The organism is Pseudomonas soli (genome assembly GCF_021283165.2).
GTDB classification, from domain to species: domain Bacteria; phylum Pseudomonadota; class Gammaproteobacteria; order Pseudomonadales; family Pseudomonadaceae; genus Aquipseudomonas; species Aquipseudomonas soli.
The window spans coordinates 1,224,847-1,235,587 of sequence record NZ_CP128543.1 but is presented as its reverse complement, the minus strand read 5'-3'; the positions used below and the strand labels follow the sequence as shown (position 1 = coordinate 1,235,587).

Here is a 10,741-nt window from a genome sequence, read left to right as displayed (position 1 = left end):
CCGTCACTTATTGCACTGAAAACGAGGAGACCCCCCGGTAGCGCTGCTGCTCGAAACTGCGGTCGCGGATTTCACCCAGGCGGTTGAAAAACACTGCCCTGGCCAGCGCATTGCGCGCCTCGCCCTTGTTCAGGCCGGCATGCACGCGGCGGCGCAGTTCCACGCTTTGCAGCCAGTCCAGGATGAACAGCGTGCGCTCGATGCGGCCCAGCTCGCGGAGCGCCACGGCCAGGCCGTTCTGGCGTGGGTAGCTGCCGAGCTTTCGGAGCATCAGGGAGGCCGTCACCGTGCCCTGCTTGATCGAGGTGGCCAGCCGCAGGATTTCGTCCCAATGGGCGCGGACGTGCTTGATGTTGAGCGTGCCGCCGATCATGGGTTTCAGCGCGTCATAGGCGGCGTCGCCCTTCGGGATGTAGAGCTTGGTGTCGCCCAGGTCGCGGATGCGCGGCGCGAAGCGGAAGCCCAGGAGGTGCATCAGGGCGAAGACGTGATCGGTGAAGCCCGCCGTGTCGGTGTAATGCTCCTCGATCCGCAAGTCGGACTCGTGGTACAGCAGGCCGTCGAGCACGTAGGTCGAATCGCGCACGCCGACGTTCACGACCTTGGTGTGAAATGGCGCGTACTGGTCAGAAATGTGGGTGTAGAACGTCCGCCCTGGGCTGCTCCCGTATTTCGGGTTGATGTGGCCGGTGCTCTCGGCCTTGCTGCCGGTGCGGAAGTTCTGGCCGTCCGACGATGAGGTGGTGCCGTCGCCCCAGTGCTCGGCGAAGGGATGGCGGAACTGTGCGTTGACCAGATCGGCCAGCGCCGCCCCGTAGGTTTCGTCGCGGATGTGCCAGGCTTGCAGCCAAGCCAGCTTGGCGTAGGTCGTGCCGGGGCAAGACTCCGCCATCTTGGTCAGGCCCAGGTTGATCGCGTCGGCGAGGATCGTGGTCAGCAACAGGTTCTTGTCTTTGGCCGGGTCGCCCGATTTCAGATGCGCGAAATGCCGAGTGAAGCCCGTCCATTCGTCCACCTCCAGCAGCAGTTCGGTGATCTTGACGTGCGGCAGGATCATTGCCGTCTGGTCGATCAGCGCTTGGGCGGTGTCGGGTACCGCCGCGTCGAGCGGCGTGATCTTCAAGCCTGACTCGGTGATGATGGCGTCCGGCAGCTCGTTGGCCGTCGCCATACGGTTGACGGTGGCAAGCTGTGTTTCCAGCAGCGTCAGCCGGTCGTTCAGGTACCGGTTGCAGTCGGTGGCCACGGCCAGCGGCAATTCGCTGGCCTGCTTGAGGCTGGCGAATTTCGCGGGCGGCACCAGGTAGTCCTCGAAGTCCTTGAACTGGCGCGACCCCTGCACCCAGATGTCGCCGGAACGCAACGCGTTCTTCATCTCCGACAGCGCGCACAGTTCGTAGTAGCGCCGGTCGATGCCGGTGTCGGTCATGACCAGCTTCTGCCAGCGCGGCTTGATGAACTCGGTCGGCGCGTCGGCGGGCACCTTGCGGGCGTTGTCGCTGTTCATGCCGCGCAGCACCTCGATGGCGTCGAGCACGTCCTTCGCGGCGGGAGCGGCCCGCAGCTTGAGCACGGCAAGGAATTCCGGCGCGTAGCGGCGCAGCGTGGCGTAGCTTTCGCCGATGCGGTGCAGGAAATCGAAGTCCTCGGGCTGCGCAAGCTTCTGCGCTTCGGTGACGCTCTCGGCGAAGGCATCCCAGGACATGACGGCCTCGATGGCGGCGAACGGATCGCGGCCCGCCTGCTTGGCCTCGATCAGCGCCTGGCCGATGCGGCCGAACAACCGCACCTTGGCGTTGATCGCCTTGCCGGACGCCTGGAATTGCTGCTGATGCTTGTTCTTGGCGGCGTTGAACAGCTTGCCCAGGATGCGGTCGTGCAGGTCGATGATTTCGTCGGTGACGGTGGCCATGCCCTCGATGGCAAGCGCCACCAGGGTGGCATAGCGTCGCTGCGCCTCGAACTTGGCCAGGTCGGCGGGCGTCATCTGGCCACCCTCACGGGCGATCTTGAGCAGGCGGTTCTGGTGCACCGACCGCTCGATGCCAGAAGGCAGGTCGAGCGCCTGCCACGCTTTGAGGCGTTCGATGTGTTCCAGCATGTGCCGCGAATTCGGTTTGACGGGCGATTGGCGCAGCCAGGCCAGCCAGGTCGTTTTGCCGTTGTCCCGACGCTTGAGCAGATCGTCGAGGCGGCGGCGATGCGCGTCCGACAGCGGTTCGGCCAAGGCATCGTAGATGCGCCGGTTGGCGCGGGTGATTGCTTCGGCGCTCGCCCGCTCGACGGCGTTGAGGGCAGGCAGAATGACCGACTGCTGCCGCAGGTGCTCGATCAAGGTGCTGGCCAGCACGATGCCCTTGTCGGTCTGCAAGGCCATCTCGGTCAGCAACTGGACGGCCTGCCGGTAGTGGCCCATGGTAAAGGGCTGGAAGCCGAACACCGTTTGCAGTTCGACCAGGTGCTCGCGCCGGGTCTGCTCCCGCTGCCCGTATTCGTCCCAGCTTTCGACGCTGACCTTGAGCTGGTCGGCGACCAGTTTCAACAAGGGCGGAAACGGCGGCTCATCGACGCCCAGGATGACACCAGGAAAGCGCAGGTAACAGAGCTGCACGGCGAAGCCCAGCCGGTTGGCCGGGCCGCGCCGCTGCCGGATGATGGAGAGGTCGGTTTCGCTGAACGTGTAGTGACGGATCAACTCATCCTTGGTGTCCGGCAACGCCAGCAGGCTTTCGCGCTCGGCGGCGGACAGGATTGAACGACGTGGCATATTTACTGATCCGTTCTCAAGTATTGATACAGGGTTTCGCGACTGATTCCGAATTCACGAGCCAGCTTGGTCTTTTGCTCGCCAGCCTCGACACGTTGGCGCAGTTCGGCAATACGCTCAGACGACAGGGATTTCTTCCTGCCACGGTAGGCCCCGCGCTGCTTGGCGAGCGCGATGCCCTCGCGCTGCCGCTCGCGGATCAAGGCGCGTTCGAACTCGGCGAACGCGCCCATTACCGACAGCATCAGGTTCGCCATCGGCGAGTCCTCGCCGGTGAAGGTCAAATGCTCCTTAAGGAACTCGATGCGTACGCCGCGCTGGGTGAGGCCCTGCACCAGGCGGCGCAGGTCGTCGAGGTTGCGCGCCAGACGATCCATGCTGTGCACCACGACCGTGTCGCCTTCGCGCACGAAGGCGAGCAGCCGTTCCAGTTCGGGCCGCCGTGTGTCCTTGCCCGACGCCTTGTCGGTGAACACTTTATCCACCTGGATCTGTTCGAGCTGCCGTTCTGGGTTCTGGTCGAAGCTGCTGACGCGGACGTAACCGATGCGCTGACCGTGCAAGGTATCCTCCTGAGGGAAATGTGTCAGGAAGAAATCTATGACCCTTGACGGCGCATGTCAATCAATTCGGAAGGCAACTCTATTCTGACGATTTAGCGCCGGATGGTCTGACGCCAAGTTAGGGTATGCCTCAATCTGACGGTAGCGAGTCGCAGGCGTTCGGATCGGCATCGGTTTCGTTCCCTGTCTTGGCACGCGCTTCGAAGCGTTGATAACACTCCAACCCGCAGAAGTGCTCGACGTATTCCGCGCCTTCCGGGGTGAAGGCGGCATCGAGCGGGATTTCCTTGCAGCACACGCAGCAACTGGTGGTGGTCGAGTCTGTCGTTTTCAGAAGACGGCTGCACTGAACGTCAGAAGCCGACTGCACTATAGCAGCGGAGGGGTTGGATCCATCAGGCAACGACGGGCTGCTGCCGGCCATCAGCGGACGCAGGGAGGACTTTCCGCAACCGGCCGTTCGATGCGGCACCGATGGCCTTCGCGCAGGGGTAGTGAATCCGCCAGGATTGACTTGCGCTGCCCTACCTCTCACTAGTGAGGGGCGGCAGCGCATCAAGCGGTGAGCGCACTCCGGCACCGCCAACTTTCAGCACATGCGTGTAAATCATCGTCGTAGAGACGTCGGAATGGCCGAGCAGATCCTGCACGGTTCGAATGTCGTAACCGCTGCGGAGCAAGGCCGTCGCGAACGAGTGGCGGAGGGTGTGCGGTGTGGCGGGCTTCGTGATGCCTGCTTGTTCTACGGCACGTTTGAAGGCGCGCTGAAAGGTCTGGTCATACATGTGATGGCGACGCACGACACCGCTCCGTGGATCGGTCGAATGCGTGTGCTGCGCAAAAACCCAGAACCACGGCCAGGAATGCCCGGCGCGCGGATACTTCCGCTCAAGGGCGTCGGGAAGCGCAACGCCGCTGCGGCCCTCGGCCTGGTCCTTCAGCCACCATGCCCGTGCACGCGACAGCTGCTCGCGCAGGCTGGGTGCCAAGCTCTCGGGTAACATCAAGGCCCGATCCTTGGAGCCCTTGCCCTCCCGCACGATGATCGTGCCGTGATCGAAATCCAGATCCTTGACCCGCAGTTGCAAACCCTCACTGATCCGCATGCCCGTTCCATACAGAAGCTGGGCGAACAAACGATGCTCGCCTTCCAGAAAACCGAGGATGCGAACCACTTCATCCGGGGTCAGCACCACCGGCAAGCGCCGCGACGGCCGAGGTCTTCCGATCTCCTGAAGCCAGGGCAGATCCGTGCACAGCACCTTGCCGTAGAAGAACAGCAAGGCCGCCAATGCCTGACGATGCGTGGAGACCGAAACCTTGCGCTCGTTCGCCAGCCAGGACAGAAATGCCTCGACTTCGCTGCTGCCCAAGGTTGCCGGGTGACGCACACCGTGGAAACGGATGAAGGCACGAACCCAGTGGACATAAGCCTGTTCGGTTCGTAAACTGTAATGCAAGTAGCGTATGCGCTCACGCAACTGGTCCAGAACCTTGACCGAACGCAGCGGTGGTAACGGCGCAGTGGCGGTTTTCATGGCTTGTTATGACTGTTTTTTTGTACAGTCTATGCCTCGGGCATCCAAGCAGCAAGCGCGTTACGCCGTGGGTCGATGTTTGATGTTATGGAGCAGCAACGATGTTACGCAGCAGGGCAGTCGCCCTAAAACAAAGTTAGGCCGCATGGACACAACGCAGGTCACATTGATACACAAAATTCTAGCTGCGGCAGATGAGCGAAATCTGCCGCTCTGGATCGGTGGGGGCTGGGCGATCGATGCACGGCTAGGGCGTGTAACACGCAAGCACGATGATATTGATCTGACGTTTCCCGGCGAGAGGCGCGGCGAGCTCGAGGCAATAGTTGAAATGCTCGGCGGGCGCGTCATGGAGGAGTTGGACTATGGATTCTTAGCGGAGATCGGGGATGAGTTACTTGACTGCGAACCTGCTTGGTGGGCAGACGAAGCGTATGAAATCGCGGAGGCTCCGCAGGGCTCGTGCCCAGAGGCGGCTGAGGGCGTCATCGCCGGGCGGCCAGTCCGTTGTAACAGCTGGGAGGCGATCATCTGGGATTACTTTTACTATGCCGATGAAGTACCACCAGTGGACTGGCCTACAAAGCACATAGAGTCCTACAGGCTCGCATGCACCTCACTCGGGGCGGAAAAGGTTGAGGTCTTGCGTGCCGCTTTCAGGTCGCGATATGCGGCCTAACAATTCGTCCAAGCCGACGCCGCTTCGCGGCGCGGCTTAACTCAGGTGTTAGATGCACTAAGCACATAATTGCTCACAGCCAAACTATCAGGTCAAGTCTGCTTTTATTATTTTTAAGCGTGCATAATAAGCCCTACACAAATTGGGAGATATATCATGAAAGGCTGGCTTTTTCTTGTTATCGCAATAGTTGGCGAAGTAATCGCAACATCCGCATTAAAATCTAGCGAGGGCTTTACTAAGCTTGCCCCTTCCGCCGTTGTCATAATCGGTTATGGCATCGCATTTTATTTTCTTTCTCTGGTTCTGAAATCCATCCCTGTCGGTGTTGCTTATGCAGTCTGGTCGGGACTCGGCGTCGTCATAATTACAGCCATTGCCTGGTTGCTTCATGGGCAAAAGCTTGATGCGTGGGGCTTTGTAGGTATGGGGCTGATAATTGCTGCCTTTTTGCTCGCCCGATCCCCATCGTGGAAGTCGCTGCGGAGGCCGACGCCATGGTGACGGTGTTCGGCATTCTGAATCTCACCGAGGACTCCTTCTTCGATGAGAGCCGGCGGCTAGACCCCGCCGGCGCTGTCACCGCGGCGATCGAAATGCTGCGAGTCGGATCAGACGTCGTGGATGTCGGACCGGCCGCCAGCCATCCGGACGCGAGGCCTGTATCGCCGGCCGATGAGATCAGACGTATTGCGCCGCTCTTAGACGCCCTGTCCGATCAGATGCACCGTGTTTCAATCGACAGCTTCCAACCGGAAACCCAGCGCTATGCGCTCAAGCGCGGCGTGGGCTACCTGAACGATATCCAAGGATTTCCTGACCCTGCGCTCTATCCCGATATTGCTGAGGCGGACTGCAGGCTGGTGGTTATGCACTCAGCGCAGCGGGATGGCATCGCCACCCGCACCGGTCACCTTCGACCCGAAGACGCGCTCGACGAGATTGTGCGGTTCTTCGAGGCGCGGGTTTCCGCCTTGCGACGGAGCGGGGTCGCTGCCGACCGGCTCATCCTCGATCCGGGGATGGGATTTTTCTTGAGCCCCGCACCGGAAACATCGCTGCACGTGCTGTCGAACCTTCAAAAGCTGAAGTCGGCGTTGGGGCTTCCGCTATTGGTCTCGGTGTCGCGGAAATCCTTCTTGGGCGCCACCGTTGGCCTTCCTGTAAAGGATCTGGGTCCAGCGAGCCTTGCGGCGGAACTTCACGCGATCGGCAATGGCGCTGACTACGTCCGCACCCACGCGCCTGGAGATCTGCGAAGCGCAATCACCTTCTCGGAAACCCTCGCGAAATTTCGCAGTCGCGACGCCAGAGACCGAGGGTTAGATCATGCCTAGCATTCACCTTCCGGCCGCCCGCTAGCGGACCCTGGTCAGGTTCCGCGAAGGTGGGCGCAGACATGCTGGGCTCGTCAGGATCAAACTGCACTATGAGGCGGCGGTTCATACCGCGCCAGGGGAGCGAATGGACAGCGAGGAGCCTCCGAACGTTCGGGTCGCCTGCTCGGGTGATATCGACGAGGTTGTGCGGCTGATGCACGACGCTGCGGCGTGGATGTCCGCCAAGGGAACGCCCGCCTGGGACGTCGCGCGGATCGACCGGACATTCGCGGAGACCTTCGTCCTGAGATCCGAGCTCCTAGTCGCGAGTTGCAGCGACGGCATCGTCGGCTGTTGCACCTTGTCGGCCGAGGATCCCGAGTTCTGGCCCGACGCCCTCAAGGGGGAGGCCGCATATCTGCACAAGCTCGCGGTGCGACGGACACATGCGGGCCGGGGTGTCAGCTCCGCGCTGATCGAGGCTTGCCGCCATGCCGCGCGAACGCAGGGGTGCGCCAAGCTGCGGCTCGACTGCCACCCGAACCTGCGTGGCCTATACGAGCGGCTCGGATTCACCCACGTCGACACTTTCAATCCCGGCTGGGATCCAACCTTCATCGCAGAACGCCTAGAACTCGAAATCTAACGTCCGTTCGGGCATCGAGGTCCATGTCGGGGTGGGACGGGCCCGTGGCTTCAAGATCACTTGCAGTCCGACCGCGATGTCTTGGTTGCGCGAGAGGTTGTCGATATCTGTTGATTTGCACCCAAATTTGACCCGGGATTTGCATTGAATTTTGACCCACCCCTTGTTGTCAGAATTATGTCTCGATTTTCAGTTTGCGGGTCTGTTTTTCCTCCTGCTTATTCTGAGTTGAACTGTGTTTGAAGCGGTAACTTTCATTGCCGGTTTCCAGGATGTGGCAGTGGTGGGTTAGTCGGTCCAACAACGCTGTTGTCATCTTTTCATCGCCAAACACTCGGCTCCATTCCGAGAAGCTCAAGTTGGTGGTCAGTATCACGCTGGTTTTTTCGTACAGCTTTGAGAGCAGGTGAAACAGCAGTGCCCCACCGGTTTGGCTAAAAGGCAAATATCCCAGCTCATCCAGAATCACCAAATCGGCATACAACAGACGGTTTGCGATTTGTCCCTGACGCCCAGATGATTTCTCTTGCTCCAGTGCATTGACCAAATCCACGGTGGAGAAGAAACGCACCCGTCGGTTCAAGTGCATCACTGCTTGTGTACCAATGGCTGTGGCCAGGTGAGTCTTGCCTGTGCCTGGCCCACCAATCAGCACCACGTTCTGGGCTTGTTCCATGAAGTCGCACCGGTGCAATTGTTTGACCGTGGCCTCATTAACCAGGCTTTGACTGAAGTCAAAGCCCACCAAGTCCCGATACACGGGGAACTTGGCCACCCGCAATTGATAGTTCACCGAACGTACTTCACGCTCTGCCACTTCAGCTTTAATCAAGCTGTCCAGCATGGGCAAGGCTTGATTAAATGCTGGTGAATTCTGATTGCCCAACTCCTCAATGGCGTGTGCCATGCCAAAGAGTTTCAAGGATTTGAGGATTCTCACATGGCCTTCATGCTGCATCATGGGCTCTCCTTAAACTGTCATAGCGGTTCACGTTGGCCTGTGGTTCCAATGTCAGCCTTAACCCCTTGGGAATTGGAATCGGTTTGGGTGGAGGTTCTTCGGTCAAACGTCCCAACAGATTAAGCACATGCTCCTTCGATGGCTTGCCACACTCCAATGCCAATTCCACAGCACTGAGTACCGCACCTTCATCGTGGTGCAATACAAGGGCCAGAATTTCCACCATGTCACGGTCACCGCCGGGGCGTTGCAGCAAGATGGATTGAAGCTTCTTGAACGCGGGTGGCAATTCAGCAAATGGCGCACCATTGCGCAACGCCCCAGGTTTCTTCTGAAGCACAGACAAGTAATGGTGCCAGTCGTATTGTGTGTGGCCACGCCGAGCGTGGCCACTGCCAAACAATCTTGGATGCTCGGCAATGTGTTGGCCTTCGGCAGCCATCACCAGCTTGTCTGCATAAATCCGAAGGCTGATGGCCCTGTTGGCGTAACTGGCAGGAACGCTGTAGCGATTGCCCTCGTGGTGAACAAGGCAGGTTGAAGTGACTCGCTTGGTTTGCTCCACGAATGCATCAAAGGCATTGGGTAGCGCCATCAACTCGCCTTGTTCATCGGCAAAGGCCTCTTGCACGGTTTGGTCCAATTCGGGGTGGCGCAGCTCAGACCACAGCGCTTTGCAGCGATGCTCAAGCCACACATTCAAATCAGCAAGGCTTTGAAAGTCTGGTGCCCCTTGCCACAGGCGTTGGCGGGAATCCTGCACGTTCTTCTCAATCTGGCCTTTCTCCCAACCCGATGCTGGATTACAGAACTGCGCATCTAACAGGTAGTGGCTGACCATGGCAGTGAACCGCTGATTGACCCTGCGCTCTTTGCCACGCCCCACCGAATCCACAGCGGTCTTCATGTTGTCGTAGATGCCGCGCTTGGGAATGCCACCGAAGATTTGAAAGGCATGCCAGTGGGCATCAAACAGCATTTCATGTTTTTGCTGGTAGTAAGCCCGAAGCACAAAGGCCCGGCTGTGGGCCAACTTAAACTGGGCAATCTGAAGTTTGACCTGTTTGCCCGCTATGCGGGCAAAGTCCTCACTCCAATCGAATTGGAAGGCTTCGCCACAAGCAAAGCGCAAGGGGATGAAACAACCCTTGCCCGAGGTTTGCGCCTTGAACTGTTCGGAATCTTTCCACTGTCGGGCAAAGGCACACACTCGGTCATAAGACCCGGTAAAGCCCAAAGCGACCAAATCCCGGTACATGCTGCGCAGGTTTCTGCGCAGCTTCTTTGTCTTTTTGTGCTCGGTGGAGAGCCACTGCCTTAACTTGGGCTCAAAAGAACTTAACTTGCCAACGCTGTCTCGCGCTGGGTACTGCGGTTCAACCACCTTGCTTTGCAAATACTTGCGAACGGTGTTCCTGGACAGGCCGCTTCGTCGGGCTATTTCCCGAATCGACGCACCATCGCGAAAATGCCAGCGTCGAATTGCGCTCAATATCGCCACGTTTATCACTCCTTGATTTCTCCCGCCATATCCAGACGGGAAACAGTGTCATACGTGGGTCAAATTTCGACGCAAATCTTTACCCTAAGTGGGTCAATTTTAGATGCAACTCAACAGCCACGGCTTTGTGCAATGCCCACACTCTTTTGACCTGACTTTCGCTGCACCTGGCCAGTTTCGCCGTTTCCGCGATGCTATGCCCAGCAGTGCGCAGCGCAATGATCCGATCATGCGCCAGTGTGTCGGCCTTACGGCCGGTGTAGCGGCCGGCCTGCTTGGCCAGCTCCACGCCTTGCCGCTGACGCTCGCGCCGATCCTCGTAGTCATCGCGTGCGATCTGCAACGCCAGCTTCAAAAGCATGTCCTGGACGGATTCCAGAACAACCTTGGCCACGCCCTTCGCCTCGGCGGCCAGCTCCGTCAAATCCACCACACCAGGCACGGCTAGCCTGGCGCCCTTGGCCCGGATCGAGGCCACCAGGCGTTCGGCCTCGGCCAGCGGCAAGCGGCTGATTCGGTCGATCTTCTCCGCAACCACGACTTCACCAGGTTGCAGGTCGGCAATCAGGCGCAGCAGCTCGGCGCGATCGGCGCGTGCGCCGCTGGCTTTCTCGCGGTAGATGCCGGCGACGTAAAAGCCGGCCGCCTTCGTGCTCTCCACGATGGCATCCTGCCGGCTTAGGTCTTGTTCCTCCGTGCTCACGTGTCGTTTTCAGAAGGCGACTGCACCAGTTCACTGGGCTGGCCGCCGTGTGTGCATAGAACTT

Annotated in this window: 10 protein-coding genes and 1 pseudogene; 4 read left to right on the top strand and 7 right to left on the bottom strand. The window is 59.5% G+C overall.

The features are described 5' to 3' along the window. Nucleotides 1–34: 34 nt before the first annotated feature. The 4 genes and pseudogenes from LU688_RS05590 to intI1 all read right to left on the bottom strand — a co-directional run. Nucleotides 35–2,767 (bottom strand): annotated as a pseudogene (locus LU688_RS05590) (Tn3 family transposase); the annotation flags it as partial. 2 nt (nucleotides 2,768–2,769) lie between these two features. Next, nucleotides 2,770–3,330: a recombinase family protein gene (locus LU688_RS05585; RefSeq protein ID WP_003124096.1), complete on the bottom strand. Its 561-nt coding sequence runs from the start codon at nucleotides 3,328–3,330 to the stop codon at nucleotides 2,770–2,772. 130 nt (nucleotides 3,331–3,460) lie between these two features. Then, nucleotides 3,461–3,754, bottom strand: a complete 294-nt coding sequence (locus LU688_RS05580; protein ID WP_072266023.1) for a DUF3330 domain-containing protein — start codon at nucleotides 3,752–3,754, stop codon at nucleotides 3,461–3,463. Between the two features lie 100 nt (nucleotides 3,755–3,854). Further along, nucleotides 3,855–4,868 carry a class 1 integron integrase IntI1 gene (gene intI1 / locus LU688_RS05575; RefSeq protein ID WP_000845048.1) on the bottom strand — a complete coding sequence of 338 codons (1,014 nt, stop codon included), beginning with the start codon at nucleotides 4,866–4,868 and terminating at the stop codon, nucleotides 3,855–3,857. 145 nt (nucleotides 4,869–5,013) lie between these two features. Between intI1 and aadB the strand changes: the two genes are divergently transcribed. From aadB to LU688_RS05555, 4 genes are all read left to right on the top strand, one after another. Continuing rightward, complete coding sequence (aadB, locus tag LU688_RS05570; protein WP_000381802.1) at nucleotides 5,014–5,547, top strand: aminoglycoside nucleotidyltransferase ANT(2'')-Ia; 534 nt, start codon at nucleotides 5,014–5,016, stop codon at nucleotides 5,545–5,547. Nucleotides 5,548–5,703: 156 nt separating this feature from the next. Then, entirely contained in the window at nucleotides 5,704–6,051 is a 348-nt protein-coding gene (locus LU688_RS05565; protein WP_000679427.1) for a quaternary ammonium compound efflux SMR transporter QacE delta 1, read from the top strand. Then, nucleotides 6,045–6,884 carry a sulfonamide-resistant dihydropteroate synthase Sul1 gene (gene sul1, locus LU688_RS05560; protein WP_000259031.1) on the top strand — a complete coding sequence of 280 codons (840 nt, stop codon included), beginning with the start codon at nucleotides 6,045–6,047 and terminating at the stop codon, nucleotides 6,882–6,884. Before LU688_RS05565 ends, sul1 begins: the two co-directional genes overlap by 7 nt. Before the next feature lie 127 nt (nucleotides 6,885–7,011). Continuing rightward, nucleotides 7,012–7,512: a GNAT family N-acetyltransferase gene (locus LU688_RS05555; RefSeq protein ID WP_000376623.1), complete on the top strand. Its 501-nt coding sequence runs from the start codon at nucleotides 7,012–7,014 to the stop codon at nucleotides 7,510–7,512. A gap of 175 nt (nucleotides 7,513–7,687) precedes the next feature. Here LU688_RS05555 and istB read toward each other — a convergent pair whose 3' ends face one another. The 3 genes from istB to LU688_RS05540 all read right to left on the bottom strand — a co-directional run bounded on the left by istB (nucleotide 7,688) and on the right by LU688_RS05540 (nucleotide 10,677). Further along, entirely contained in the window at nucleotides 7,688–8,473 is a 786-nt protein-coding gene (gene istB, locus LU688_RS05550; protein WP_000983249.1) for an IS21-like element IS1326 family helper ATPase IstB, read from the bottom strand. Further along, nucleotides 8,460–9,983 carry an IS21-like element IS1326 family transposase gene (istA, locus tag LU688_RS05545; protein WP_003159175.1) on the bottom strand — a complete coding sequence of 508 codons (1,524 nt, stop codon included), beginning with the start codon at nucleotides 9,981–9,983 and terminating at the stop codon, nucleotides 8,460–8,462. The genes istB and istA overlap by 14 nt, the downstream gene beginning before the upstream one ends. A gap of 70 nt (nucleotides 9,984–10,053) precedes the next feature. Then, on the bottom strand, nucleotides 10,054–10,677 hold the full coding sequence (locus LU688_RS05540; protein WP_003159176.1) for a recombinase family protein: 624 nt from the start codon (nucleotides 10,675–10,677) through the stop codon (nucleotides 10,054–10,056). Nucleotides 10,678–10,741 lie beyond the last annotated feature (64 nt).

Excerpts from the sequence above, each read along its gene's own strand:
- LU688_RS05580 (WP_072266023.1), bottom strand. The coding sequence starts at position 3,754 with ATGGCCGGCAGCAGCCCGTCGTTGCCTGATGGATCCAACCCCTCCGCT.
- intI1 (WP_000845048.1), bottom strand. The coding sequence starts at position 4,868 with ATGAAAACCGCCACTGCGCCGTTACCACCGCTGCGTTCGGTCAAGGTT.
- aadB (WP_000381802.1), top strand. The coding sequence starts at position 5,014 with ATGGACACAACGCAGGTCACATTGATACACAAAATTCTAGCTGCGGCA.
- LU688_RS05565 (WP_000679427.1), top strand. The coding sequence starts at position 5,704 with ATGAAAGGCTGGCTTTTTCTTGTTATCGCAATAGTTGGCGAAGTAATC.
- sul1 (WP_000259031.1), top strand. The coding sequence starts at position 6,045 with ATGGTGACGGTGTTCGGCATTCTGAATCTCACCGAGGACTCCTTCTTC.
- LU688_RS05555 (WP_000376623.1), top strand. The coding sequence starts at position 7,012 with ATGGACAGCGAGGAGCCTCCGAACGTTCGGGTCGCCTGCTCGGGTGAT.
- istB (WP_000983249.1), bottom strand. The coding sequence starts at position 8,473 with ATGATGCAGCATGAAGGCCATGTGAGAATCCTCAAATCCTTGAAACTC.